Origin of the sequence: Corallococcus sp. EGB, assembly GCF_019968905.1 — a bacterium.
GTDB lineage: Bacteria > Myxococcota > Myxococcia > Myxococcales > Myxococcaceae > Corallococcus.
In genome coordinates this window covers 217,752-242,300 of the sequence record NZ_CP079946.1, presented here as the reverse complement: position 1 = coordinate 242,300, position 24,549 = coordinate 217,752, and the positions used below count along the sequence as shown (strand labels likewise).

General features: G+C 72.2%; 24 protein-coding genes. 16 read left to right on the top strand and 8 right to left on the bottom strand.

Features of this window, described 5'->3' with window-relative positions; genetic code table 11:
- Positions 1-31: 31 nt before the first annotated feature.
- Positions 32-1,525 carry a HAMP domain-containing sensor histidine kinase gene (locus KYK13_RS01055; protein ID WP_223641061.1) on the bottom strand — a complete coding sequence of 498 codons (1,494 nt, stop codon included), beginning with the start codon at positions 1,523-1,525 and terminating at the stop codon, positions 32-34.
- Positions 1,526-1,808: 283 nt separating this feature from the next.
- Between KYK13_RS01055 and KYK13_RS01050 the strand changes: the two genes are divergently transcribed.
- Positions 1,809-2,195 carry a serine/threonine protein kinase gene (locus KYK13_RS01050; RefSeq protein WP_223641059.1) on the top strand — a complete coding sequence of 129 codons (387 nt, stop codon included), beginning with the start codon at positions 1,809-1,811 and terminating at the stop codon, positions 2,193-2,195.
- Here the strand turns inward: KYK13_RS01050 and KYK13_RS01045 are convergent.
- The 5 genes from KYK13_RS01045 to KYK13_RS01025 are packed head-to-tail and all read right to left on the bottom strand — an operon-like array spanning position 2,192 to position 6,299.
- Positions 2,192-3,184: a glycosyltransferase gene (locus tag KYK13_RS01045; protein WP_223641057.1), complete on the bottom strand. Its 993-nt coding sequence runs from the start codon at positions 3,182-3,184 to the stop codon at positions 2,192-2,194. The two genes, KYK13_RS01050 and KYK13_RS01045, sit on opposite strands and share 4 nt — an antisense overlap.
- Positions 3,185-3,186: 2 nt before the next feature.
- Positions 3,187-3,585, bottom strand: a complete 399-nt coding sequence (locus tag KYK13_RS01040) for a hypothetical protein (RefSeq protein ID WP_223641055.1) — start codon at positions 3,583-3,585, stop codon at positions 3,187-3,189.
- Positions 3,586-3,598: 13 nt separating this feature from the next.
- Complete coding sequence (locus KYK13_RS01035) at positions 3,599-4,276, bottom strand: hypothetical protein (protein WP_223641053.1); 678 nt, start codon at positions 4,274-4,276, stop codon at positions 3,599-3,601.
- A complete protein-coding gene (locus KYK13_RS01030) occupies positions 4,273-5,247 on the bottom strand; it encodes a hypothetical protein (protein ID WP_223641051.1) in 975 nt (324 codons plus the stop codon). Before KYK13_RS01030 ends, KYK13_RS01035 begins: the two co-directional genes overlap by 4 nt.
- Positions 5,248-5,306: 59 nt before the next feature.
- Positions 5,307-6,299, bottom strand: coding sequence for a hypothetical protein (locus KYK13_RS01025; RefSeq protein WP_223641049.1), 993 nt, complete (start codon positions 6,297-6,299; stop codon positions 5,307-5,309).
- Positions 6,300-6,575: 276 nt separating this feature from the next.
- Between KYK13_RS01025 and KYK13_RS01020 the strand changes: the two genes are divergently transcribed.
- Positions 6,576-7,622 carry a pirin family protein gene (locus KYK13_RS01020; protein WP_223646453.1) on the top strand — a complete coding sequence of 349 codons (1,047 nt, stop codon included), beginning with the start codon at positions 6,576-6,578 and terminating at the stop codon, positions 7,620-7,622.
- Here the strand turns inward: KYK13_RS01020 and KYK13_RS01015 are convergent, their stop codons facing one another.
- Entirely contained in the window at positions 7,623-8,450 is an 828-nt protein-coding gene (locus tag KYK13_RS01015) for a hypothetical protein (RefSeq protein ID WP_223641046.1), read from the bottom strand. It abuts the gene before it with no gap.
- Positions 8,451-8,467: 17 nt separating this feature from the next.
- On the opposite strand from KYK13_RS01015, the gene KYK13_RS01010 reads away from it, so the two are divergent.
- The 4 genes from KYK13_RS01010 to KYK13_RS00995 all read left to right on the top strand — a co-directional run bounded on the left by KYK13_RS01010 (position 8,468) and on the right by KYK13_RS00995 (position 12,703).
- Positions 8,468-9,379 (top strand): DUF6310 domain-containing protein, encoded by a 912-nt coding sequence (locus KYK13_RS01010; protein WP_223641043.1) that lies wholly within the window; start codon positions 8,468-8,470, stop codon positions 9,377-9,379.
- A 1-nt stretch (position 9,380) separates the two neighbouring features.
- On the top strand, positions 9,381-10,133 hold the full coding sequence (locus tag KYK13_RS01005; RefSeq protein WP_223641040.1) for a DUF5953 family protein: 753 nt from the start codon (positions 9,381-9,383) through the stop codon (positions 10,131-10,133).
- Between the two features lie 128 nt (positions 10,134-10,261).
- Complete coding sequence (locus KYK13_RS01000) at positions 10,262-11,419, top strand: hypothetical protein (RefSeq protein WP_223641037.1); 1,158 nt, start codon at positions 10,262-10,264, stop codon at positions 11,417-11,419.
- 57 nt (positions 11,420-11,476) lie between these two features.
- Positions 11,477-12,703, top strand: coding sequence for a glycosyltransferase family 4 protein (locus tag KYK13_RS00995; RefSeq protein WP_223641034.1), 1,227 nt, complete (start codon positions 11,477-11,479; stop codon positions 12,701-12,703).
- Here the strand turns inward: KYK13_RS00995 and KYK13_RS00990 are convergent.
- Entirely contained in the window at positions 12,634-13,827 is a 1,194-nt protein-coding gene (locus tag KYK13_RS00990; protein ID WP_223641032.1) for a glycosyltransferase, read from the bottom strand. The genes KYK13_RS00995 and KYK13_RS00990 overlap by 70 nt on opposite strands.
- A gap of 88 nt (positions 13,828-13,915) precedes the next feature.
- Here KYK13_RS00990 and KYK13_RS00985 point away from each other — a divergent pair, with 88 nt between their 5' ends.
- From KYK13_RS00985 to KYK13_RS00940, 10 genes are all read left to right on the top strand, one after another.
- Positions 13,916-15,355, top strand: a complete 1,440-nt coding sequence (locus tag KYK13_RS00985) for an MATE family efflux transporter (protein ID WP_223641030.1) — start codon at positions 13,916-13,918, stop codon at positions 15,353-15,355.
- Between the two features lie 201 nt (positions 15,356-15,556).
- On the top strand, positions 15,557-16,783 hold the full coding sequence (locus tag KYK13_RS00980) for an inositol-3-phosphate synthase (RefSeq protein WP_223641028.1): 1,227 nt from the start codon (positions 15,557-15,559) through the stop codon (positions 16,781-16,783).
- Positions 16,784-16,788: 5 nt separating this feature from the next.
- Entirely contained in the window at positions 16,789-17,721 is a 933-nt protein-coding gene (locus KYK13_RS00975; protein ID WP_223641026.1) for a hypothetical protein, read from the top strand.
- A gap of 42 nt (positions 17,722-17,763) precedes the next feature.
- Entirely contained in the window at positions 17,764-18,798 is a 1,035-nt protein-coding gene (locus tag KYK13_RS00970; RefSeq protein WP_223641024.1) for a Gfo/Idh/MocA family protein, read from the top strand.
- On the top strand, positions 18,789-19,622 hold the full coding sequence (locus KYK13_RS00965; RefSeq protein WP_223641022.1) for an MBL fold metallo-hydrolase: 834 nt from the start codon (positions 18,789-18,791) through the stop codon (positions 19,620-19,622). The genes KYK13_RS00970 and KYK13_RS00965 overlap by 10 nt, the downstream gene beginning before the upstream one ends.
- On the top strand, positions 19,619-21,094 hold the full coding sequence (locus tag KYK13_RS00960) for a YcaO-like family protein (RefSeq protein WP_223641020.1): 1,476 nt from the start codon (positions 19,619-19,621) through the stop codon (positions 21,092-21,094). The genes KYK13_RS00965 and KYK13_RS00960 overlap by 4 nt, the downstream gene beginning before the upstream one ends.
- 3 nt (positions 21,095-21,097) lie before the next feature.
- Positions 21,098-21,949: a sugar phosphate isomerase/epimerase gene (locus KYK13_RS00955; protein WP_223641017.1), complete on the top strand. Its 852-nt coding sequence runs from the start codon at positions 21,098-21,100 to the stop codon at positions 21,947-21,949.
- Positions 21,946-23,232: a glycosyltransferase family 4 protein gene (locus KYK13_RS00950; protein ID WP_223641014.1), complete on the top strand. Its 1,287-nt coding sequence runs from the start codon at positions 21,946-21,948 to the stop codon at positions 23,230-23,232. The genes KYK13_RS00955 and KYK13_RS00950 overlap by 4 nt, the downstream gene beginning before the upstream one ends.
- A complete protein-coding gene (locus KYK13_RS00945) occupies positions 23,229-24,035 on the top strand; it encodes a PIG-L deacetylase family protein (RefSeq protein WP_223641010.1) in 807 nt (268 codons plus the stop codon). The genes KYK13_RS00950 and KYK13_RS00945 overlap by 4 nt, the downstream gene beginning before the upstream one ends.
- A gap of 45 nt (positions 24,036-24,080) precedes the next feature.
- Positions 24,081-24,518, top strand: coding sequence for a lipopolysaccharide assembly protein LapB (locus KYK13_RS00940; RefSeq protein WP_223641008.1), 438 nt, complete (start codon positions 24,081-24,083; stop codon positions 24,516-24,518).
- Positions 24,519-24,549 lie beyond the last annotated feature (31 nt).

Here is a 24,549-nt window from a genome sequence, read left to right as displayed (position 1 = left end):
GGCCCGCTTCAGGCAACGCTTTCCCCGGCCCTCAGTGCACCGCGCGGGAGTCCTTCCCGGCGGGCTCCTCCTCGTCGGAGGGCGAGGGCGCGCGGGGCGGGCCCGCGGTCACCCGGGCCAGGTGGACCCGGAACACCGACCCCCGGCCGGGCTGGCTCTCCACCTCGATGCGGCCGCCGTGCGCCTCGATGATCCGCCGCGACACCGACAGCCCCAGCCCCACTCCCGGTGCGCGCTGCTTCGCGTTGCCCGCGCGCTGGAACGGGATGAAGAGCCCCTCGAGCTCCTCTGGCGACATGCCGATGCCCTGGTCCGCCACGGCCACCACCACGTGCTCGGCGTCTCCGCCCACGGACACCTCCACGCGGCTGCCCGCGGGGGAGTACTTGAGCGCGTTGCTCACCAGGTTGGTCAGCACCTGCTCCAGCCGGGCGGGGTCCGCGCGCACCAGCACCGCCGTGTCCGGCACCACCAGCTCCAGCGTGTGCCCGGACTCGCTGGACTGGTACAGCTCCACCACGGAGCGCGCCAGCTCGCGCGTGTCGCGCACCTCCAGCTGCAGCTCCAGCTTGCCGGCCTCGATGCGGGTCGCGTCCAGCAGGTCCCCCACCATCCGGTCCAGGCGCGCCACCTGCCGTCGCACCAGCGACAGCGTGCGCTGCATCCGCTCCGGCGTCACGTCGCCCCGGTTGGTCAGCGCCGTGGACAGCTTCAGCGCGGACAGGGGGTTTCGCAGGTCGTGCGCCACGCCGGCCAGGAACGCCAGCTGCTGCTCCTGCTGGTGGCCCAGGCTGTCCGCCATCTCGTTGAAGGTGCGGGCCATGTCGCGGATCTCCGACGGGCCCTCCTCGGGCGCGCGCAGGTGCCGTCCGCCGCGGCCGAAGCCGGCCATGGCGCTGCGCAGCGCCGTCACCGGGCGCAGCGCGAAGCGCCGCAGCCAGAAGACCACCAGCACCAGCGTCGCCAGGAGCAGCAGGCCCAGAATCAGCCCCAGCAGGTCGCCCATCTCGCTCGCGTGCGCCGCGTTCTGCCGGGCCTCCTGCGCCTGGTCCACGTTGATCTGGATGAGGTGCTCCAGCGACCGCAGCGCCGAGTCCAGCGAGGCCATCGCCGCCGCGTCGTGCTGGGCCGGGGACTCGGAAGGCCCCAGCGGCGCATGCTGCGCGGCCAGGTAGGCGAAGACCTGCTGCTGCACCTCCGCCGTCGTCTGGCGCTCATCCTGGGTGGAGGCGATGGCGTGCATGTCCAGCAGCTGGCGCCGCAGGTCGGCTTCAATCTGGAGGGGCGTGCGCCCGCGCGTCGGGTCCGCCATCATGGGAACCCCCGGCGGGGAGGTCAGCAACCGCGAGTGGACGAGCAGGTCCACCTCCAGCTCCTCGGCCTGCCGGACGCCTTCCACGGATTCACTCAGCGTGGAGGCCATCCCCTCCAGGGAGGTCGTCAGCACCGCGAGCAGGGTGGCGGACACCAGGGTGAGCAGGACCAGCCCCCCCACCACGGTGGAAAAGAAGGCCCGCAGGCTCATGGCACCTCCCGTGCGAGCCTCCAGCCGTCGTCCTGCTTCGTCATGGTGGCGCATCCTCCCTCCGGGCCGCGTGCCAACCCAGATGGTCGCCGCCCTGTTCCTGAGGAAAGCAACAAGCGTTCGATATCGTGGATTCGCACCCCCAATGCTTGCAGGCCAACCTCCGGGATGGCCCCTCAAAAGGAGCCGGCCTCCCGAGGCCCGGCCATGTTAGTCAGCACGGACACGCGGCCCGGCGCGCACCCGGCGTTCGGACGCCCGCTCTGCTTGAAGAGGTCACCCGATGGATCTGCTCGCCCCACCGGCCCGCACCCTGAACTTCGATGCCTTCTGGCGCTGGCTCCAGGAGCACACCAACTGCATCCTGCGCTGTGGCTCTCCGGACATGACGCTGTTCGACCATGACGACTTCCACTGGATGCTGATGGAGGAGGAGCGCCAGCACGTCCTCCAGCTCATCAAGGGCAAGTCCCTGGTGGGCGAGATGGTGATGGTGGGCCGCGAAATCTCCGAGGTCACCGTCTCCCCGGATCCGGACGCGGATCCGCAGGCGGGCCACTTCCTGGTGGAGCTGATGGGCGGGCCCAAGGAGGATCCGCAGGTGATGTATCACTTCATCATGGCCCACGGCATCGAGCCGGCCACCGGCCACCAGGGCTTCAAGCACTAGCGCGCGACGCGCTCGATGGCCTCCACCGCCGCGTGGACGCCGTTGCCCCAGGCCGAGGGCCGCTCACGAGGCCCCGCCTGGAGCAGGGACGCGACCTTCGCCTCCAGCGTCCCCGCGTCCTCCACCCGCTCCGCCGCCGTCAGTCGCAGGGCCTGCCGGTCATAGAGCCGGGGCCGCGCCCAGGCCACCAGCGGCGTCCCGGTGGCCCGGGTCTCCTGCACGGTGTTGTAGCCGCCCGCGCCCACCAGCACGTCCACGCCCCGCATCAGCTCCAGCGCGGGCCAGACCGCCTGCCCGGAGTCCCGCGCCATGGGAACGAGCCACCGCACCGCCGCCCGTCCCTCGAAGGCCGCGCGCAGCCGGTCCGCGGTCGCCCCGGCTTCCGCCACCTCCTCCGGCCGGCCGCAGCCCATCACCGCGACGAGGGGCCGCGCGTCCTCCGCCTCCAGGCCCAGCCGCCGCCGGGCCTCCTCGCGGGGCAGCAACGCGTCCGCGTCCAGCAGCAGCCACGGCGCGGTCCGCACCGCGCGCGGGTGGTGCGCGAAGGGCGCGTCCTCGCCGGGCACGACGAGCAGGTCGAACGCGTCCACGGCGCGGGCCACGTGGAAGCGCTCCACGTAGACGGGGTTCAGGTCGCGGTGCACCAGCACGCGCGGCGCGCGCACCGCGGGCAGCAGCGCCACCAGCTCTCCCGCGAGCCCCCGGGGAAAGGTGTCCACCACCAGCACGTCCGGCGGGGCTTGCGCGAGCCACGCGGCCACCGCGGCCACGGTGGCGGCCTTGTCTCCGTGCGCGTCCAAACGGTGCACGGTGGCGCCGGAGCCGAGGAACGACTCCAGCGGCAGGCCGGGGGCGAACGGGCTGTTGGTGAGGAGCTCCACCCGGTGGCCCCGCGCCACGGCCGCGCGGGCCAGGCCCGCGGCGCGCGTCAGGTGGCCCAGGCCTCCGCCGAGCGCGTAGAGGCGCCAGTGCTGACGTCGCGCGGCCACGCTCAGCTACCGCCCAGGTCCTCCTCGAAGGAGGCGTCGTCCTCTCGCCGCACGCTCTCGCCGTCGGCCTCGGTGAAGTCGTTGCGGTCGGTGCCCGAGGACGAGGACCCGGAGCCGCGCCACGCGTCGCGGCCGTAGTAGCCGTAGTCCTCGTAGTAGTAGCTGGGGTCGTCCTCGTCGTACTCGGAGCTGGACGCGTCGCGGTTCTCGTCGCCGTTGTCGGCGGCGCGCGCGCACGTCACGCAGACGGTCTCCTCACCGTCGAGCGTGCGCATGTGCAGCACGCAGATGGGCTTCTGGCAGCGCATGCACTGCGTGGTCGCCCCGCGCTCGCACGGATGGGAGAAGAGGAAGCCGGAGGTCTCCAGGCACTGCTCGGCGGACGGGAAGGATGGGGACATGGCTTGAGCCGGTTCAGGGCGACGCGGCGCCCGCGGGGGACTGGAGGCGGAAGAGCAGGGCCATGCGGATGGGCAGGTCCAGCGAATGGAAGCCGAGGCACGCGGCGGCCTCCGGCGGCACCGGCTGCTTGGTGGCGAGCAGGGTCTTGCCGGACGGGTCGCGCAGGGACAGCTTGCCGTCGCGCACCTTCACGTGGACCTCCTCCGCGCCGGACGCGCCCTTCACGGACGCGCCACCGCCGTCAGGGGTCACGGTGTAGAGCACCGCGCCCTGGGCATCCGTGAGCCGCCACCCGGTGCCCTCGCGCGCGAGCGTGTAGCGCACGGCCGACTTCGCCGCGTCCTTCACCTGGAACGCGTCCGGGCCGCCCGTGACGTAGGCCAGCACCGCGTCATCCGGGCCGGACACCTTGAGCTCGCCGCCCTTCCACTTGTAGCGGGCGACCTCCTTGTCGTCGCCGTCCACCAGCTTGGCGCCGTCGTCCTTGGGCTTGAGCGAGAAGCGCTCGCGGTCATCGCCGTCCTTGAACTTGAGCTTGGCGCCGGATTCGTGCGGCTCGGCGGAGGGAGCGGCGGTGGCGGCGGGAATGGCCTGGGTGGGCGGCGCGCTGGACGCGGGAGCACCGCCCTGCGAACAGGCCGAGGCCCCGAGCACGCCCAGCCCCACGAGGAACAGGACACGAAGCTTCACGGCGTGGACCTCCCCCCGGGCCGGGCCCGGGCGCTGGAGTGGTGGAGCACCTGATAGAGGCTCAAGAGCATCATCGTCGCGGTGCGCGACGCATCTGTTTTCGACGGCTCCCGCGGCCGGGGTCCCCTGCTCGGGTGCACCTCGGAAGGGGCCGGGGTCCTGGGGGCCCGGGCCACCCATTCCTCGTCCATCAAGGCACGCAGCTCCACCCGGTCCTTCGCCACGTCCAGCCGCGACAGCGCGACGCCCGGCGGCAGCTTCACGGCCTGCTTCGCGGCCGGGCCCAGGTCCGCGAGTCCGGGGAAGCGCTCCGGCTTCACGCGCAGCCCCACCTGGAGCAGCGTCCTGCCCTTGCGCTTGGTCTTGAGCTTCGTCCTGCCGCTGCGGCTGCGGCCGTAGCGCTTGCGCTTCTGCAAGCGCTCCACGGCGGACAGGTGCAGGTGCGTGCCGTCCGCGAAGCGGCCGTGCAGGGACAGCCACGCATCGGTGAAGTCCTCGCATTCCCACCGGCCCCGCTTGGGCGTGCCCACGCGCTTGCGCGCGTCATCCGCCGGCGCCAGGTCCAGCTTCACGGCCACCGGCGCGCTCGCGTCCAGGTCCACCTGGAAGCGCTTCAGCAACGTGGCCACCAGGTCGTAGCGCCGGTTGTCCAGGTCCGTGCGGCTCGCACGCGCCCGGAGGATGAAGAGCACGATGCCCGCCACGAAGCTCGCCACGGCCACGACGAAGGGCATTCCCCCCCATGCGTCCTGCTGTGCGAACGAGAGCTGCCCCACCACGAGGGACAGGAGGGCGGCGGCGACGAGGCTGAAGACCATCAGGCTCCAGGCGGCGATCCACAGGGTGCGCCGCTTCCGCTCCGCCCGCGCGTCCAGCTCCGCCACGGCCTTCAGGTCCGCCAGCACCTCCGGCACCGGAGCGCGAGCTTCATAGACATACGTCTTCTGGAATGCGTCGAGGTCGAGCGCCACGGTGGAGGGCCTTGTCCAGCGAGAGTCGCGCGGGAGCGTAGGGGGCGCTCCCAGGCGGGTCAAACGGACTCGCGGCGCCCGCGCGCCGCCTGCAGTTTCGCGCGCCGGCGGGCGTAGCCCAGCACCTGGTAGACGCTCAGCAGCAGCATCGTCGCCGTGCGGGACGCGTCGTCCCTCGGCAGCGCCTGCGTCCAGAAGGCGGGCACCTCCGGGTCCCCCGGCTCGCGCTCCGCCTTCGCCATCCACCTGTCGGACAGCCGCGCGCGCAGGGACATCCTGTCCGCGGCGACGCGCACCCGCTCCAATTCGATATTCCGGGGCAGGCGCACGGCGTCCGTGGCGCGGGCCTTGAGCCGCTCCAGGCCGGGGTAGCGCGCCGGCTTCACGCGCACGGACACCTCCAGCCGGGCGAAGCCCTTGGTCTTGGTCTTCGTGCGCGACTTGCCGCTGGCGCTCCTCTTGGAGCGCTCGCGCTTCTGGAGCCGCTCCACCATGCGGATCCGCACGAAGGAGCCGTCCGCCAGCCGGGTCTCCAGCATGAACCACGGGTCGACGAAGAAGTCCGTGTTCCACCACCCCACCATGCCCTGCTTCACGCGCTTGTCGAGCTCGTCGGGCGGGGACAGGTCCAGCTTGAGCCTCACCGGCGCGTTCGGAGCCAGGTCCATCTGGAGGCGCCGGAGCAGGACCCGGGCGAGGCCATAGCGGCGGTTGTCCAGGTCCCGCCGCCGGAGGGTGAAGCGCCAGAAGAGGAGCAGGAGTCCCACGACGAGCAGCGCCCCGCCCACCCCACCCGTGAGCTTGAGGAGCCGGGCACCCGCCTCGATGATTTCCTCCCGCTTCAAGGTGGCCGCCCACACGACGTAGGTCACCGTGGCCATCAACCCGCCCGGTATCGCGGTGAGCCACCCGGACCACCTCAGCGTACGCCGCAGCCCTTCCGCGCGGGCATCCAGTCGGGCCAGGACCTCCAGGTCCTTGAGCAGGTCCGGCACCGGCGCGCGGGACTGGTAGCGGAAGACTTCGTGGAAGCGGGTGACGTTGACCGCCAAGGCGGTGGACTCCCTGCGATGCCCATCGGGCGGGTCCTGCGGGAGCGTAGGAGGCTCCGCGCTTTCCCACCAGGGGTGGACACACCGGCCGTGCAGGCAGGCCGGGCGCCGGAAAGGCGGGGACGTTAGATAGGATGGACGGCCCCAACGGCATGGAGCGCGAGGTGGACCGTGGATGAAGTGAGCCGGAGGGCCGCGCTGAAGCTCATCGCGGCGGCGGGTGTCACCACCGTCGCGGGATGTTCACGCGGCTCGGCAAAGGCGGAGGAGCAGCAGATGGGTCAGCAGCAGACACAGCAACAGCAAGCCGTGGTTCGGGTGGATTCGCTCGGGCCGTCCCCCACCCCGTGGCGCACGCCGGACCCGTTCCTCTTCTGCGTGCACCATGATGACCGCTACCCCAAGGGCAACGCGCGCATGGGGCCGGACGCGTCGCTCGCGGGCCGGGACATCGGCCAGGACTTCGCGGGCCGGGATGGCTGGAACATGTACCACGGCACCGTGGTGCCGGGCTTCCCGCAGCACCCGCACCGGGGCTTCGAGACGGTGACCATCGTGCGCAACGGGCTGCTGGACCACTCGGACTCGCTGGGCGCGGCGGCGCGCTTTGGCGGGGGCGACGTGCAGTGGCTCACCGCGGGCGGTGGCATCAACCACTCGGAGATGTTCCCGCTGCTCAAGCAGGACCAGGGCAACCACATCGAGCTGTTCCAGATCTGGCTCAACCTGCCGCGCGCCAACAAGATGGTGCCCGCGCACTTCTCCATGTTGTGGGACCACGTCATCCCGCGCCACGTGGCGAAGGATGACGCGGGCCGCGCCACGAACGTGACCGTGGTGGCGGGCAACCTGGGCGACGTGAAGGCGCCTCCGTCGCCGCCCAAGTCCTGGGCCGCGAACCCGGAGGCGGACGTGGCCATCTGGACGCTGAAGATGGAGCCGGGCGCGCGCTGGACGCTGCCCGCGGCGAAGAGCGGCACGAACCGGATGCTCTACTTCTTCCTGGGCTCGGGCCTGTCCGTGGGCGGCCGCGCGGTGCCGGCGAGGAGCGCCGTGGAGCTGCGCGCGGACATGGACGTGGTGCTGGAGAACGGCCCGGAGACGGCGGAGCTGCTGCTGCTCCAGGGGCGGCCCATCGGCGAGCCGGTCGTGCAGTACGGCCCGTTCGTGATGAACTCGCGGCAGGAGATCCAGCAGGCCTTCGCGGACTACCAGCGCACGGGCTTCGGTGGCTGGCCCTGGCCCAGCCACGACCCGGTGCACGCGCGGGAGGAGGGGCGCTTCGCGCGGCACGCGGACGGCCACATCGAGAAGCCGGCCTGATCAGGGCTTCTTCGACTTGGAGCCTTCCCACTCGAAGCTCACGGAGGGCGCCTTGACGGCCTTGGCGTCCTTCATGAGGAAGCCCTCCTGGCGCGTGTTCGCGCGCTCCAGGGCGGGCTTCAGGGACGCGGGGATGGGCAGCAGCACGCCCACCACGAACATGTTCCCGCGGCACGACTCGTTGTCGTAGCTGAAGGCGATGCGCACGGCGACCTTGTCGCCTTCGACGTGGTGGAACGCGACGGAGCGCTTCACGCTGTCGATGCCGTATTGGAACCCGACACAGTCGTCGCCGGGCTGGAGGCTCTCCAGCAGCGCCTCCACCGTCTTCGCGGCGTTGAAGGCCTTCGCGTCGTCGATGTGCTTCTTCACGAAGCCGTCCGCCTTGAGGGCTGCGAGGACGTCCTTCTCCGGGAACACGTCCAGCAGGTTGAAGGCGCCCTTGTCCTTCGTCACGTCCCAGGTGACGTAGGCGGAATGCGCGTAGGGGTGGGCGCCGCCGGTGTAGCCGGAGCTGGACTCCTCGTAGCTCGCCCAGGGGCCCACGACGGAGAGCACGTTGAAGGATTGGGAGGCATCCCAGTCGGACCGGTCCCGGGTGTCCTCCGGGTCGGGCGCGAGGTCCGCGAGGAAGTCCTTCTTGCGCGACTGGAGGCCGAAGACCTCCTTGCCGCCGCGCAGGGCGCGCAGGTCCTTGGACGACATCTCGAACGTCACGTCGGTGCCGGTCACCATCCACGTGAGCGGCTGGGACTTGGGAGCAGGAGCGGGCGCGGCCGTCAGCAGCGCCATCATCATCACCACGGGGCTCAGGAGCATGCGCGCCATGCTATGGCAGCCGGGCCATGCGTTTCCGCACCTGCGCCGCGCTGCTGCTCCTCCTCGCCACGGCCTGCGCGACGACGGAGGCGCCCGTGTCCCGGAGCCCGAGGCTCGCGAACCTCCAGCGCGCGGCGACGCTGCCCTGGAGGGACGACGGGCGGTGCGTGGTACGGGAGGCCTCCCGGCCCTGGTCCGACGTGGTGGAGCAGTGTTTTCCCGCGCTGGACACGCGGCGGGTCCGCTTCCGGGATGTGGGGCACCGGTGTCCCGTGGCCACGGCGGACGCGGCCAGTCTGGAGATGGTGGTTGGCGTCTGCCTGCTGACGCAGCCGGAGCTCGTCGTGGGCGCCGTGGTCGTCATGGGCGCGGTGGTGGTGGCGGTCGCCATCCGGGAGGAGCTGGAGGCGTATGAGCTGCGGCACGCGTATCCGGATGAAGATGCGCCCCGGACGCGGCCCCTCAAGCGACACCCCATGGCGGAGCACAGCCCGGAACCCGAGGGCAGCGCCGCGGGACGGGACTGGTTTCCTCCGCCGGGGCCTCCAAGCTCCGCGGATCCGCGTGAGCGAGCCCCGGAGTGCCGACCTCGGCCAGTGTCCCATCTGGGCGGCGATGCCCTGCACAACCAGTGCGCGGACCGGGTGCCGTCGAACGCTTTCGCCGGGTCGGACGTGCTCATCAACGGCAAACGCTTCGACGCGATGCAGCTCCGTGCGGGTGTGCTGTGGGAGGTCAAGACCGATAACTTCGATGCGTATCCGGAGTCACTGCAGGAAATCGTGCTCAGAAAGCAGGTAGCGGAGCTGCTCCGCGAGCGTGAAATCGCGCTGGCTTGTGGGTACGACTTTTCGGTCGGAGTTCGAAGCACCGCGCACATGGCGGCATTGCGCAGCCTGGCTCCTGGCCTCACCATCGTCGTCATGGACTGGTGCTGAAATGGCAACCCCACGCTTACTGCTCATCGCCCATGCGCCCACGCTCCTGACGGATGACGACCGCCCCCTCGTGATGACCCGCGCCATGGAGCAGGCCATGCCGGGCTTGAAGCTCGCGTGGTCCATCTCCGACGAAGGCCAGTTCATCCCCCTCGCCCGGAGGGACGCCTGGCTCGCCAGGGAACAGCCAGACCGCGGAATGCCCCTGCTCTGCAATGGGGATGAGAGACACCTCGTGACGCTGACGGGCTGGGAGAGCCCCGCGGGTGTTTCCGCTGGCCGGCAGGCTCAACTCCAGGTTCATGCGAAATGGCACGTGGACGCGGCTGGCATCACCGTGGCCACGGCGGTGCTCTCAGCGGTCGCAGAAGCAGCACGCGCGTTCTGGGGCCATGTGACTCCCAGCGGTACGGCATCGGACATCGCGTTGCAGACAAGCCCCACTTTGGGCGGCCCTCCCAAGCCCCCCAGAGGCCTTCCCGCGCTCAAGCTTCCGGAGACCCTTCGCGCTCCAGAGATTCCCCAGCACCTCGGCTGGCTGAACTACTGGTCCGCGGCCACCGCGCGGCTGCTCGGGTTCCCGGACCCATCGCGCGACGCGGAGCTGCTGACCCGCTCGCGCCGCATGGCCAGCGGTGGGTGGCTCGTCCCGCTCACGGACGCGCCGCTGGACCTGGACGACCCCGCTCACCTCGACGTCCTGCTGCGCGCCTACGCGCGCTTCCCTGAAATCGGCGGGCGCGCGGCGCCCTGAGCCGCTGGAGCAAGGCACGCCCGTTCACGCTAGAACCTCGCCCAGTGCGGAACATGGGAGGCACCATGGAGCAGAAAGCGCTGGCGGCAGCCGAAGGCGCATGGGCCAGGACCGAGGAGCGCCGTGCAATGGCGCGGCGGGTCCTGGGGACGGTGGGCGGAAGTCTCCTCCTCGGGGGCGCGGGCATTGGCGTCATGGGCGCCCTCCTCACGCCCTGGCTCTTCATCCCCGCCGGCGCGCTCGCCGTCGGCTCCGGCGTCCTCTTCATCGTGCGCGGAGCCATGGGCGCGCCGGGCGCCGCACGGGCGCAGGTGGACGGTGCCGCGCGGATCGGCCTGGGGGCGGAGATTGCCAGCTCGGCGCGCATCGAGCCCGGTGCCGTCATCGAGATGGGCGCCACGGTGCAGGCAGAGGCGGTCATCGAAAGCGGTGCTGTCATCCGCATGGGCGCCACCGTGCAGCGCGGCGCGGCGGTGCAGCGGGGCGCCATGGTCGGCTGGGGCGCCACGATTCAGGAGGGGGCGACCGTGGAGCGCGCCGCCAGCGTCGGTGCGGGGGCCACCGTCGGCCGGAATGCGCGGCTCTCCGCGGGCGGTCACCTGGGAGCCGGTGGGTATATCGACTCGACCGAGAGCCCTGGCGCGCCATTGAAGCGTGCTCCGGACGCGGTCGCGGTGCTCCAGGAGGATGCGCGGCTGCGCGAACTTGACGAGGTCTGCGACCGGCTGGAGGCCGCCTTCCGCAAGGCCTCACCGGCCGTGCGGGGTTTCCTCAGCGGGGGCGAGGAGTCCGTGAAGGCGCTGCGCCGCTCGTGCCACGACCTGCGGGAGCGCGAGCAGGGCCTGCGCCGCGAGGTCAGCCCGGAGTTGATGGGCCGGCTCGACGCGGAGCGCACGATGCTCTCCGCGCGCATCACCGCTTCAACGGATCCGCAGGTGCGCGCCTCGCTCCAGAGCGCCGTGGAGGCCATCGATGCACAGCGGGCGCAGCGCGAGCGGCTGGCGCGCAACGCGGACCGTTTGGATGCCGAGCTCACCCGCCTGCGCTGGAGCATCGAGGGCGTGGCCACCCAGCTCGTCCAGGTCCACGGACAGAGCGGCCCCACGGCCGCGCCCGCTGACGCCGAGCAGGGCTTGAGCCGCGTGCGTGAAGAGCTGGCCGCCATCAGCGAGGCGCTCGAGTCGGTCAACGAGGCGGAGCGGACGGGACTGCGGCCGACGCAGGAGCCCTTCGCGCCGCAGGAGCCCCAGGAGCAGGGCACCCGGCCTCCACGCGTCCGCGGCTGAGCCGCGGACCGGCCCACCCGGTTTGCCGCCGGCCCGGCGTCGCGGTAGCACCGGGCCATGGGCACCTCGTCCGGCATCGTCTACGCGTCCTTCGACCGCTTCCCCGCGCCCAAGGGCGCCGCCGTGCACATCCGCGCCTTCGTGGAGGCCCTGGGCGCCGCGTTCGGCCCGGTGGACCTCGTGGCCATTGGCGATGCACCCGGTGCTCCCCCGCCTGCCCTGGGCCCCCACGTCACCTACCACCCGCTGGGGGCCCGCGGGAAAGACCTCATCGCCCAGGCGCTGACGTTCCGCTCGCACCTGGGCGCGTGGTGGCGGGACCGGCCGCGCGCGAAGGTCGTCCACGTCCGCTCCATCTTCGAGGGCTACCCCATCGCCCGGCGCAAGGCCGCCCTCACCGACGCGCTCGTCTACGAGGTCAACGGCCTGCCCTCCATCGAGCTCAAGTACCACCACCCCGACGTCACGGATGACGCGGAGCTGATGCGCAAGCTGCTCGCGCAGGAGGAGGCCTGCCTCCAGGCCGCGGACCTGCTCGTCACGCCCAGCGCCGTCACCGCGGAGCACCTGGTGTCGCGCGGCGCGGATCCGAAGCGCCTGCGCGTCATCCCCAACGGCGTGGACCTGGACGTGTTCCGCTACGCCCCGCCGCGCGCGCCCGAAGCGGGCCGTCCCCTGCGCATGCTCTACAGCGGCACCATGACCTCGTGGCAGGGCGTGCACCACGCCATCGAGGCGTGCCGCCTCCTGCGCCGCGACCTGAGCGCGACCCTCACCCTCGTGGGCCCGCTGCGCAAGCACGCGCGCCGCGCGCTGCTGGACCGCTGCGGCGACCTCGTGCTCCAGGGCGCGGTCGAAATCCTCGAGCCCCTGCCCCAGGAGGAACTCGCCCGGCTGCACCACGCCTGCGACCTCGTGCTCGTGCCGCTGCCCGTGAACGACCGCAACTGCGTGCAGGGCTGCTGCCCCCTGAAGCTCCTGGAGGCCATGGCCACCGGCACGCCCGCCATCGTCAGCGACCTGCCCGTCACCCGCTCGCTCGCGGAGGCCACCGAGGCCTACCGCATCCGCTCCGGCTCGCCCAAGGCCATCGCCGAGGCCGTGAAGGACCTCGCCGCGAACCCCGCGCTCGGCGCCGCGCTGAGCGCCAACGCCCGCGCCCGCGTGGAGCGCGACTTCCCATGGGGCCGCGCGCAGGAGGCGCTCGTGAACGCCTACGCGGACGACCTGGGCATCGCGCGCGTCAGCACGCGGGAGAGCACCGCGGCCTCCGCGTCCGCCTGAAAGCCCGCCTCCACCCGCGCGCGCGCCGCCGCGCCCAACGCCGCGCGCTTCGCCTCCGGCATCCCCAGCACGTCCAGGCACGCCTGCCCCAGGTGGTTGAGCAGCGCCTTCTCCACGATGAAGCCATTCACCCCGGACTCCACCGCCTCCGGGATGCCGCCCGCGTCGCTGGCGATGACCGGACGCGCGCACGCCATCGCCTCCAGCAGCGCGTTGGGCATGCCCTCCCACAGCGACGGCTGGAGATACACATCACACAGCCGCAGGTGCCCGGCGATGAGCGCCGGGGACTCCAGCGCGCCGGAGACGATGATGCGCGCCGCGTCCTCCGGATGCTCCGCCCGGTAGGCCACCAGGTGCTCGGCGTCCCGGGCCCGCACCTCGCCAATCACCAGCAGGCACGCGGGCCGTACGCGCCGCACCTCCGTGAGCGCGGACAGGAGGAACGGCAACCCCTTCTTGTGGCGCAGCTCTCCCGAGAAGCCGAGCACCGCCTCGCCCGGCTGGATGCCCAACCGCTCGCGCAGCACCCCATCCGCCGGGCCCGGTGAGAACAGCGCCGTGTCCACCGCGTTGGGGATGACCTCCACGCCCGGGTCGCGGCCCAGCAGCATCGCCATCTTCCGGCCCAGGTCCGCGGACGCGGCGGTGAGCACGTCCGCCCGCTGCAACGTCCAGAGCAGGCGGGCGAAGTCCCCCGGCGGGAACATCAACTGATCCACGTCATTGCCCCGCGCGCTCAGGATGGACTTGAGCCCCGCGCTCTGCGCGAACACCACCGCGAGGAACCCCGGGGGATACAGGTAGTGCCCCCACACCAGGTCGTACCCGCGCCGCGAATGCAGATGTCCGAGCACGTCGAGCGTGTGCTGCATGGACAGGTCCGCGCTGCCGAACAACCCCAGCCGGTGCAGCGTGACGCCCTTCGCGAACGGGGACACGTCCCCCGCGTCCGGCACCGTCTCCAGCGCCCCGGGCCGCGCCGTGCGCGTCCAGGCCACCACGTCCACGCGCGCGCCCAGCCGCACGAGCGAGCCCGCGGTGCGCGCGCCGCTTCTCGCGAGCCCTCCGATGTCGGGAGGAAACCGCTCGGCGAGGAGGAGGACGCGGGGACCGGAGGCCATGCCCTGAATCTACCCGCCCACGCGCGCCGGCAGGCGGGGAACCGCGAGGGATGAAAGACGCAAGGCGTCCCGTTGCAACGCCCAATCCATGACGCAACCCCCGCTTGAATCCGCCTCCCCGGACGCCTCCTCCTCCTCGGACTGCAAGGGCCTCCTTGCCTCCCTGTGGCAGGCGGTGAAGGGCTCCACCGAGGACCTGGCCACCGGGCCCGTGGATCGCGCCTTCCTGCTCCTCTCCGTGCCCATGGTGCTGGAGATGGTGATGGAGTCCATCTTCGCCCTGGTGGACGTGCTCTTCGTGTCGCGCCTGGGCGCGGACGCCATCGCCACCGTGGGGCTCACCGAGTCCATGCTCACGCTGCTCCAGACGCTGCCGCTGGGGCTGTCCATCGGCGCCACCGCGCTCATCGCGCGCCGCATCGGGCAGAGAGACCCGGAGCGCGCCTCCAGCGCGGCGGTGCAGGCCCTGGGCCTGGGGCTCGCGCTGTCCGTGCCGCTGGCGTTCGCGGGCAGCCTCTTCGCGCGGCCGCTGCTCGAGGCCCTGGGCGCCGAGCCCGGCGTGCTGGCGCACGGCGCGGGCTACACGCGGCTGATGCTGGCCAGCTTCCCCATCATCACGCTGCTGTTCCTCATCAGCGCCATCCTGCGCGGCGCGGGGGACGCGGCCACGTCCATGCGCGCGCTCTGGCTGGCCAACTCCGTGAACATCGTGCTCGCGCCGCTGTTCATCTTCGGCCTGGGCCCCGTGCCCGCCCTGGGCGTCACCGGCGCCGCGCTGGCCACCACCGTGGGGCGCTCCACCGGCGTGATGTATCAGGTGTATCGCCTGCTCAAGGGCCGCGGCCGCCTGGAGCTGCGCCGCCGCCACCTGCGCGTGGAGGGGGCCACGCTGCGCTCGCTCCTGAAGCTGTCGGGCGGCGCCACGCTCCAGTCGCTGCTGGGCATGTCCAGCTGGCTGGTGCTGATGCGCATCGTGGCCACCTTCGGCAGCACGGCGCTCGCCGGCTACACGCTGGCCATGCGCATCCTGCTCTTCGTGCAGCAGCCGTCGTGGGGCCTGTCCCACGCGGCGGGCACGCTGGTGGGCCAGAGCCTGGGCGCGGGCGACACCGACCGCGCGGAGAAGGCCGCGTGGCGCGCCAGCTTCTACACGCTCGCGTTCCTGGGCGTGGTGGCGGTGGGCTTCCTCCTCTTCGCGGAGCCGCTCATCCACCGCTTCACCGCCGAGTCGGAGGTGGGCCTGCACGCCGCGCGCTGCCTGCGCATCGTCAGCTGCAGCCTGGCCCTCTATGCCTTCGTCACGGTGCTGCCCCACGCCTTCAACGGCGCGGGGGACACCACCACCCCCACCGTGGTGAACGCCCTCTTCTCCTGGGGCCTCCAGCTGCCGCTCGCGTGGGTCCTCTCCCATCCGCTGGGCCTGGGGCCGGCGGGCGCGTTCATCGCCATCGCCGTCACCTACGGGGCGCTCGGCCTGGCCAGCGCCGCCCTCTTCCGGCGCGGCGGCTGGAAGCTGCGCCACGTCTGAGCCCCGCCTCCACCAGCGGACAGTCCGCACCGGCCAGGGGCTGAGTTGAAAGCCCCCGGCCATGTGGCGACTTTCCCGAAACTCTCGCAGCGAGTGGGCGCGGCAAGCGCCCCCAAGCCCCGGGGCTCCTGTCGCCTCGGGGAGCCACCGGAGTGTCGCCGCGAGGGCACGGGGCACAACGGTTGGGGAGGGGCTTCACACATGGCGGGCGATGAGCGGCTGGGCGTGGCGGTGGTGGGCTTGGGCGGCGCGGTGGCGACCACGGCGGTCGCGGGCATGGAGCTCTTGCGGCGGGGACGGGTGGACACGCGCGGCCTGCCCCTGGCCGACGCGAAGGGCATGGGGCTGGTGGAGTACGGCGCGCTGACGTTCGGCGGCTGGGACCTCTTCGAGGATGACCTGGCGCGCGCGGCGCGCAACCACGCGGTGCTGACGGAGGCGCAGCTGGAGGCGGTGGCGCCCACGCTGGGCCGCATGCGGCCGTGGCCCGCGGCCTCCAACGCGAGGTTCTGCAAGAACGTCGTCGGCACCGCGACGAAGAACGCGAACACGCTGCGCGAACAGGTGCGCGCCATCCGCGAGGACCTCACCCGCTTCAAGCAGGCCGAGCAGCTGGACCGCGTGGTGGTGGTGAACCTGGCCTCCACGGAGAAGGCCGTGGACCTCACCCGCCCGGAGTTCGCCACGCCGGAGTCCTTCGAGAAGGCCCTGGACGCGAACCACCCGGACATCGGCCCCGCGATGCTCTATGCGTACGCGGCCATCGGGGACGGCATCCCGTTCGCCAACTTCACGCCCAGCGTCGCCGCGGACGTGCCCGCGTTGCTCATGCTCGCGAAGCGCACCGGCGCGCCCGTCGCCGGCAAGGACGGCAAGACGGGGCAGACGCTGCTCAAGACGGTGCTCGCGCCCGCGCTGCGCGACCGCGCGCTGCACGTGGACGGCTGGTACTCCACCAACATCCTGGGCAACCGCGACGGGGAGGCCCTCAACGACCCGGCGTCGCGGCAGAACAAGCTCGACACCAAGGGCGCCGCCCTGGACAGCATCCTCGGCTACAAGGTCCAGGACCACGTCGTCTCCATCCAGTACTACCGCCCGCGCGGGGACAACAAGGAGGCCTGGGACAACATCGACGTGACGGGCTTCCTCGGGCAGCCCATGCAGCTGAAGCTCAACTTCCTCTGCAAGGACTCCATCCTCGCCGCGCCGCTCGTCGTGGAGCTCGCGCGCACGCTGGACCTGGCGAAGCGCCGGGGAGAGTGCGGCGTCATCGACGCGCTGGGCGGCTTCTTCAAGGCCCCCATGTCGCAGGACGGCCAGCCCGTGGAGCACGCCATGCCCGAGCAGCAGCGCCGCCTGATGGCGTGGCTCTCCAGGGGCCGCGCGCAGCAGGTGGAGCGCCTCCCGGAACGCATCAGGGGCTGAGCGCCATGAACGCACCCGCGCATGACACGGCGGCCGCCGGCCGTCTGGCGGAGCTCCGTCCGCTCCTGTCGGAGCTGATGGACCTCAAGCGCATCCGCACCCCGGACCACCCGGACGGCCTGGCGGCGCACGGCTTCCGCCGCGCGTGGGCCTCGCTGGCCTCCGGCATGGCTCCGCGCACCGTGGCGCTACAGGAGACGGCGCGCGCGGTGGCGGCGGTGCGGCTGGGCGGCCTGGACATGGACGTCCTCCAGCGGGCGGGGCTGTCCCCGCTGGACGCGGCGCGGGTGCTGCACCGGGGCCTGGAGGCGGTGGCCGCGCCGCTGGATGCCCGCCTGAAGGAGCGGCTGTCCGTGGCGCTCGCCCAGACGCCGGAGGAGGCATGTCACGCGCCACCGCCGTGGTTCGTGGAGCGGCTGGTGCGCCAGCCCCGCGCCGGGGCCACGTTCCCCGGCCGGCCGCGCATCCTCGTCTCGCCGCAGGAGGGCCACGCGGACCACTGCTACGCGGTGGCGGTGGGCGCGGTGCTCGTCGCGCCGCGCTTCGGCGCGTCTGCGGCCCTGCCCTTCGTGGCGGGGCTCTCGCATCACCTCTTCAACGCGGCGCTGCCGGACGCGGGCTACGGCGGAGAGGCGCTGCTGGGCGACCTGCTGGAGCCCGCCATGAAGCGCCTCACGGAGGAGGCCCTGGCCGCGCTGCCGGAGCGGCTGGCGGGCGTCGTGCGGCAGGCGCTGACGCTCACCGGCAACGTGGACTCGGCGGAGGCGCGCGCCTTCAACGCCGCGGACGCGCTGGACCGGGTGCTGGAGCTGGAGGCGCACGCCCGCGCGGCGGGCTTCACCCTGCGCCAGGCCATGGAGGACCTGGAGCTCATCCACCCCGGGCCGCTCCAGACCTTCGGCAACGACGTCCTGCGCGAAGCGGCGGTGTGGCCCTGAGCGGGCGGCGGTTCCTGAACCTTCTTTGCGGAGGCGGTGATCATGTTCGAGGCGAAGCCGGGGACCCGAAGCCTGGGCTGGGCGGTGGTGGGCTGTGGCTGGGTGGCGCGGGACTACGTCATCCCCGCGCTCCAGGGCGCGAGCAACGCGCGGCTGGTGGCGCTGTGCGACGTGAGCGCCGAGGCGTTGATGCGCATCCGCGCGGACGGCGTGAATCGCTACACCGCGCTGGGGTCGGTGCTGGCGGACAAGGACGTGCAGGCCGTCTACATCGCCACGCCCAATCACCTGCACGTGGCGATGACCGAGGCCTGCGCGGCGGCGGGCAAGCACGTGCTGTGTGAGAAGCCCATGGCCATCACGGCGCGCGACGGCCTGCGCATGGTGTCCGCGTGCCAGCGCGCGGGCGTGCACTACGCCACCGCGTTCGACCAGCGCCACCACGCGGCGCACCGGCGGCTGCGCACGCTGGTGAAGGAGGGCGCGCTGGGCACCATCACCCAGGCGCGCATCCACTACGCCTGCTGGCTGCCCGAGGACTGGGCGCCGGACAACTGGCGCATCGACCCGGAGCAGGCCGGCGGTGGCGCGATGATCGACCTGGCGCCGCACGGCCTGGACCTGCTGGAGGTGGTGCTGGGCGACGAGTGGGCGTCACTCAGCGCCCTGACGCAGCGGCGCGTGCACACCTACGCCGTGGATGACGGCGCGGTGCTGATGGGCCAGTTCAAGAGCGGCACGCTGGGCCTGTTGCAGGTGGCCTACAACTGCCCGGACACGTACCCCCGGCGCACGCTGGAGCTCATCGGCACGAAGGCGCGCGCGCTGGCGTACAAGACAATGGGGCAGACGCCCGGCGGCACCCTGACCCTCACCGACGCGAAGACGGGCGGGGAGACGCGGATCATCCTCCCGCCGGAGGAGGACCCGAGCCCCTTCCTCCATCAGGTGGAGTCCTTCTCCGCGTGCGTGCTGGAGGGCCGTCCGCAGCCCTACGCGCCCGAGCGTGACGTGCGGCTCGTGGGGCTGCTGTCGCAGGCGACGCGGGACGGAAGGGCGTTTCCGCCATGCCACTGACCCGCTACGCCTGCACCCACTGCGGCACGTGGCAGCCGGGCTTCCCCCGGGAGAAGCCCATGGGGTGCCCCACCTGCCTGGACGTGCGCAACGCGCTGCCGCGCGAGGGCTGGGAGTTCCAGTCCGCGGGCCAGGTGTCGGAGCGGCTCGGGACGCGCTGGCATGAGGCGCTGCCCGGCATCTGGGGCTTCACCTGCACGCCGCCCTTCGGCCTGGGCTCCACGGGGTGGCTGCTGCGCAGGCCCGAAGGCAACGTGGGCTTCGAGGGCGCGCCCTGGTACTCGCGGCCCGCGCTGGAGTTCATCGAGGTGATGGGCGGCCTCCACGTGCTGTCGGCGTCGCACCCGCACGGCTTCGGGGCGCTGTGGCAGTTGCAGGAGCACTTCGACCCGCTGCTCGTGCTGCACCGGGAGGCGGTGCCCTACAGCAAGGCCTTCCAGGTGCGCTGGCCGGTGGATGACGAACATGCACTGGCGCCGGACCTGACGCTGCACTGCGTGGGGGGCCACTACGAGGGCCACATGGTGCTGTACGACGCGCGGACCCGCTCGCTGTTCTGCGGAGACGCGCTGAAGGTGGACCTGGACGCGCGAGGCAGGCCCACGGCGCTGTCGTGCCACAAGGGCTTCCACTACGCGATTCCGCTGAGCCACGGCGAGCTGCGCCGCTACCGCGCGGTGCTCGAAGCGCTCCCGTTCGAGAACGTCTTCACCCCGTTCGAGTTCGCGCGCGGCGTCACCCGCGAGCACGCGCTGGCGCTGTTCGACCGGCTGCTCGCGGGCATGCCGCACACCCGTCCCCTTCCCCTGGAGGAGCTGTCATGAGCGTTGCCCGAGCCCTCGATGCCTATCACCGCGCCATGTCCACCGGCGCCCTTCAGCTGTTCCGCATCGACCCCATCGACCGGCTGGGGATTCCGGTGGCCTCCGCCAGCCTTCGCCTGGGGAACGACGCGGGCGCGGTGCTGCACGGCAACGGCTATGGCCGCACGGAGGAGGAGGCGCAGGTGGGCGCGCTGGGCGAGCTGGTGGAGGAGACCTTCAGCGAGCTCGCCATGCGGCGCATGCCCCGCGTGCACGGGAGCTACGCGGCGCTGGTGCGCGCGCGAGGCCCCACGGCGGTGGCGGATCCGCTCACGCTGGGGCTGCCCGCGGGCAGTCCGTATCAGCCGGAAATGCCGCTCATCTGGGTGGAGATGCAGCGGCTGTCCACGGGCGAGCGGGTGCTGGTGCCGGAGGAGTACGTCGCCATCCATCCCGGGCAGTTGCAGGGGCGCGCTCCGCTCATCACGCCCATCACCAACGGCCAGGGCGCGGGGCTGACACGGCCCCAGGCGCTGGCGCACGGCCTGCTGGAGCTCCTCCAGCGCGACGGCAACGGGCTGGTGTACCGCGCCATGGACCAGGGCGTGGCGCTGGACCTGGAGGGCGCGGACCTGCCGCCGGACGTGCGCGAGCTGCTGGAGCGCTACCGGCGCGCGGGCGTGGAGGTGATGGCGAAGCTGGCCTGCACGGACTTCGGCCTGGTGAACCTGTACGTCGTGGGCCGGGACGTGTCCGTGGGGAACCAGCCGCTGATGGTGACGGCCTGCGGCGAGGCGGCCGACCCGGACCGCGACCGGGCGCTGCGCAAGGCGCTGCTGGAGTACGCCTGCTCGCGCGCGCGCAAGGCGTTCATGCACGGACCGCTCAGCGAGGTGGCCCGCGTCGCGCCCCAGGAATACATGGACCGCTTCGTGCCCATGGTGGACCTGGAGGCCGAGGAGCCGCGCGCGCTGAACGCGATGGTGGAGTGGGCGCGGCTGTCGGCCCCCGAGCTGAGCGAGCTGACCGCGTGCACGCTGATGGTCCGCCAGAAGGTGCGCTTCGAGGACCTCCCTCGCGCGCCCGCGCTGGAGGACCCGTCCCTGCGGTGCGACCACGTGGTGCGGCAGCTGCACGCGTCGGGCCTCGACATCCTGGTCGCGGACCTGTCGCCGCCGGGGCGGCAGGTGCACGTGGTGAAGGCGCTGGTGCCGGGCCTGGAGGTGGAGACGATGACGTACAACCGCGTGGGCGAGCGCAACGTGGCGCGGCTGCTGGAGCGGAGGGATCCGCTGGTGGGCCTGGGAGCGCCGCCGCCGGGAGCCGAGCCGGTGCGGCTGACGCCGGAGGCCGAGCTGCGGCTGGGCGGTCCGGCCTGGTTCAACGTGCGGCTGGCGGAGGCGCGCGTGGGGCGGCTGTACGCGCTCTACCGGGAGCCGGACCGGCACGCGGTGCCGGCGGTGCTCTCGAGCCGCCGCTTCGGGGGGCAATGAGTCATGGCCCTGCGCTTCGCCTACAACACCAACGGCGTGTCCCATCACCGCTTCGAGGACGCGCTGAGCCTCATCGCGGACAGCGGCTATGACGGAGTGGCCCTGACGCTGGACCACCATCACTTCGACCCGTTCGCTCCGGACTTCGGGCAGCGCACGGAGCAGCTGGCCACGCGGCTGGAGCGGCTGGGCCTGGGGCTGGTGGTGGAGACGGGGGCGCGCTTCCTGCTGGATCCACGCCGGAAGCACGAGCCCACGCTCATCACGCCGGACGCGGAAGGACGTGCGCGACGGCTGGAGTTCCTGAAGCGCGCGGTGGACGTGTGCGGGACGTGCCGGGGAGAGGCGGTGTCCTTCTGGGCGGGCGTGCCCCTTCCGGGCGTGACGGAGGCGCTCGCGTGGCCGTGGCTCGAGGAAGGGGTGGCGCGGCTGGCGGAGTACGCGGCGGCGCGCGGCGTGGTGCTGGCGGTGGAGCCCGAGCCGGGGATGCTGGTGGAGACGGTGGACGGCTGGCGGCGACTGCACGCGCGGGTGCCCGGAGTGCGTCTGGCATTGGACGTGGGACACCTGCTGGTGACGCAGGAGCGGACGCCCGCGGAGGCGGTGCGCGAGTTCGCGCCGGTGCTGGGCACGGTGGCGCTGGAGGACATGAAGCGCGGCGTGCATGAGCACCTGCCGTTTGGCGAAGGGGACGTGGACGTGCCGTCGGTCCTGCGCGAGCTGACGCGCGCGGGCTATGGGCGGCTGGTGTGCGTGGAGCTGTCCCGGGACGCGCACCGGGCGCACGACATGGTGCCCCAGGCGCTGGAGTGGCTGAGGGCGCGCCTGCCGACGGGCGCGGAGGTGGCGGCATGAACAGCGTGAACCGGCTGCGGATCTGCTTCATCTCCCGGCGCTTCTTCCCGGCCATCTCGGGGATGAGCGTCTATGCGCTGAACCTGGTGCGGGAGCTGGTGGCCAGCGGACATGACGTGACGATGGTGAGCCAGTACCGCAACGACCCCGCGGGCATGGCGGTGTACGGGGGCGGACCGCCGCCGGGGATTCCGGGCGCGCAGGTGCTGGGCTGCGAGTCGCTCGGAGAGCAGCGCATCAACCAGGGCCAGCCCGCGAGCTTCGAGCAGGACCTGGAGGTGATGGTGGACACGGTGGTCCGCGAGCACCGGCGCCGGCCGTTCGACCTCATCCATGCGCAGTATGGCTACCCCTGCGGCCTGGCGGCGCTGGAGGCGGCCCGGCGCCTGGGGTTGCCCAACGTCGTCTCCATCCAGGGAGGGGACGGGCACTGGGTGGGCACGTGCTGCGGGACGCACAAGCAGGCGATGCTCGCGGTGCTGGGCCACGCGGGGGCGCTGCTGATTGGGAGCAGGTCCTTCGCCGAGGAGGTGCGCGGGCACCACGGGACGCCGCTGGAGCGGTTCACCATCGTCCCCGGCGCCACGGACACGCAGCGCTTCCATCCCCGGAATGAGTCGGCGCTGGGGCAGCCGCGGGACCCGCCGGTGTGGCTGTACCACGGCCGGGTGGACGCGCGGAAAGGCGTGATGGAGCTGCTGGACGCGGCCCGGCGACTGGTGGCGGACGGGCGGAGGTTCAAGCTGCGGGTGTCTGGGATTGGGCCGGACGTGGCCGCCGTGCGCGCGCGGGTGGAAGAGGGCGGGCTCCAGGACGTGGTGGAGCTGACGGGCGTGTCCTCCTACGCGGAGGCGCCGGACCTGTACCGGAGCGGGGACCTGTTCGTGTCACCCACGTACTCCGAAGGGTTCTCCAACACGCTGCTGGAGGCGATGGCGTCCGGGCTGCCCATCGTGTCGACGCGGGCGGTGGGAGTGGTGGACTGCCTGGAGGACGGGAGGGACGCGCTGCTGGTGCCGCCGAAGGACAGCGTCGCGCTGGCGGAGGCGATGGGCCGCCTGATGGACGACGCGCCGCTGCGCCAGCGCCTGGCGGCCACGGCGCTGCGCGAGGTGCGGGAGCTGTACTCGTGGCAGTCGGTGGGGCGGAGGATCCAGGGCGTGTACGCGGAGCTGACGGGCACGCGGCCGGACACGGGATGGACGCACCTGTACGACCCGGCGATGACGGAGGAGCGCGCGGACCACACGTGCCGGTTCCGGGCCGCGCCGCACCTGTTATGAGCACGGCCCTGTTCGTGTCACCGCACCTGGACGACGTGGCCTTCTCCTGTGGCGGCACGTTGGCGGCGCTGAAGGCGAAGCGGTGGACGGTGGCGCTCGTCACCGTCTTCACGCGCTCCGTGCCGGAGCCGAAGGGCTTCGCGCTGCAATGCCAGACGTCGAAGGGCTTGGGACCGGAGGTGGACTACATGGCCCTGCGACGGGACGAGGACCGCGCCTTCGCGGCCTGCATGGGCGTGGACCACGTGAGGTGGGGAGACCTGGAGGAAGCGCCGCACCGGGGCTACGCGAGCCCGGAGGCCCTGTTCCAGCCGCCGAGAGCGGACGACACCATCGAGGCCAGGGTGGCGGCGTGTCTGAAGCCGGTGCTGTGGGACCTGAAGCCGGACCGGGTCTTCGTGCCCCAGGCGCTGGGGCATCACGTGGACCACGTGCAGGTGGTGCGGGCGGTGAAGGGGCTGGGCATCCCCTCGAACCGGATCCTCTATTACCGGGACACGCCCTACGCCGTAAGGCAGCCGAGGGCGCATCCGGACGCCGCCGTGCCCCAGGGCCTGCGTCCCTTGACGGTGGACATCACGGAATACCTGCCGAAGAAGGTGGAGGGCTGCATCCGTTACGGCACGCAGCTGGGCTTCCAGTTCGGAGGCGTGGAGGGCCTGGCGCGGACGCTCACGGCGTTCCACCGGATGGAAGCGCAGGCACGCGGGCAACCCGGAGCGGCGGAGGTGTTCCTGGCGGAGCCCTCACAAGGGGCGCCCCCTCCTCCCGTGACGAAGACGTCCCCGCCTGCGACTCGGTAGAGTGCTCCGAGGACCGCGAATGTCTCCCCGGTCCCCGGAGCAACGATGTCGTCAATCTCGGATGAAACCCACGAACGCATCACCGACCTCTGCGCCCAGGGAGACGCCGCCGCGGGCGAGGACGACTTCGAGCAGGCCCTGAAACACTTCAAGGCCGCCCTCGCCTTGATTCCCGCCCCCACCCACGCCCACCAGCAGAACACCTGGGTGCGCGCCGCCATCGGCGACATGTACTTCCAGCTCGAGCGCTTCGAGGACTGCCGCGAGCACTTCCGCGAAGCCGTCCGCTCACCGGGAGGGCTCGGCAATCCCTTCATCCACCTGCGGCTCGGCCAGTGCGCCCTCGAACTGGGTGACGAAGCCCGCGCGGCCGACGAGCTGGCACGCGCCTACATGGGTGGCGGCGAGGAGCTCTTCGACGGCGACGACGCGAAGTACCTGGAGTTCATCCAGTCCCGCCTGAAGCCGCCCCACGACGCATGAGGGACCCAGGAGCCCGAGCGCCGGACTCCCC

Excerpts from the sequence above, each read along its gene's own strand:
- KYK13_RS00945 (WP_223641010.1), top strand. The coding sequence starts at position 23,229 with ATGAGCACGGCCCTGTTCGTGTCACCGCACCTGGACGACGTGGCCTTC.
- KYK13_RS00975 (WP_223641026.1), top strand. The coding sequence starts at position 16,789 with ATGAACGCACCCGCGCATGACACGGCGGCCGCCGGCCGTCTGGCGGAG.
- KYK13_RS01005 (WP_223641040.1), top strand. The coding sequence starts at position 9,381 with ATGGCAACCCCACGCTTACTGCTCATCGCCCATGCGCCCACGCTCCTG.
- KYK13_RS01015 (WP_223641046.1), bottom strand. The coding sequence starts at position 8,450 with ATGGCGCGCATGCTCCTGAGCCCCGTGGTGATGATGATGGCGCTGCTG.
- KYK13_RS01000 (WP_223641037.1), top strand. The coding sequence starts at position 10,262 with ATGGCGCGGCGGGTCCTGGGGACGGTGGGCGGAAGTCTCCTCCTCGGG.
- KYK13_RS01020 (WP_223646453.1), top strand. The coding sequence starts at position 6,576 with ATGGGTCAGCAGCAGACACAGCAACAGCAAGCCGTGGTTCGGGTGGAT.
- KYK13_RS00995 (WP_223641034.1), top strand. The coding sequence starts at position 11,477 with ATGGGCACCTCGTCCGGCATCGTCTACGCGTCCTTCGACCGCTTCCCC.
- KYK13_RS00955 (WP_223641017.1), top strand. The coding sequence starts at position 21,098 with ATGGCCCTGCGCTTCGCCTACAACACCAACGGCGTGTCCCATCACCGC.
- KYK13_RS01055 (WP_223641061.1), bottom strand. The coding sequence starts at position 1,525 with ATGAGCCTGCGGGCCTTCTTTTCCACCGTGGTGGGGGGGCTGGTCCTG.
- KYK13_RS00940 (WP_223641008.1), top strand. The coding sequence starts at position 24,081 with ATGTCGTCAATCTCGGATGAAACCCACGAACGCATCACCGACCTCTGC.
- KYK13_RS00970 (WP_223641024.1), top strand. The coding sequence starts at position 17,764 with ATGTTCGAGGCGAAGCCGGGGACCCGAAGCCTGGGCTGGGCGGTGGTG.
- KYK13_RS01040 (WP_223641055.1), bottom strand. The coding sequence starts at position 3,585 with ATGTCCCCATCCTTCCCGTCCGCCGAGCAGTGCCTGGAGACCTCCGGC.
- KYK13_RS00965 (WP_223641022.1), top strand. The coding sequence starts at position 18,789 with ATGCCACTGACCCGCTACGCCTGCACCCACTGCGGCACGTGGCAGCCG.
- KYK13_RS00960 (WP_223641020.1), top strand. The coding sequence starts at position 19,619 with ATGAGCGTTGCCCGAGCCCTCGATGCCTATCACCGCGCCATGTCCACC.
- KYK13_RS00985 (WP_223641030.1), top strand. The coding sequence starts at position 13,916 with ATGACGCAACCCCCGCTTGAATCCGCCTCCCCGGACGCCTCCTCCTCC.
- KYK13_RS00950 (WP_223641014.1), top strand. The coding sequence starts at position 21,946 with ATGAACAGCGTGAACCGGCTGCGGATCTGCTTCATCTCCCGGCGCTTC.
- KYK13_RS00990 (WP_223641032.1), bottom strand. The coding sequence starts at position 13,827 with ATGGCCTCCGGTCCCCGCGTCCTCCTCCTCGCCGAGCGGTTTCCTCCC.
- KYK13_RS00980 (WP_223641028.1), top strand. The coding sequence starts at position 15,557 with ATGGCGGGCGATGAGCGGCTGGGCGTGGCGGTGGTGGGCTTGGGCGGC.
- KYK13_RS01010 (WP_223641043.1), top strand. The coding sequence starts at position 8,468 with ATGCGTTTCCGCACCTGCGCCGCGCTGCTGCTCCTCCTCGCCACGGCC.
- KYK13_RS01050 (WP_223641059.1), top strand. The coding sequence starts at position 1,809 with ATGGATCTGCTCGCCCCACCGGCCCGCACCCTGAACTTCGATGCCTTC.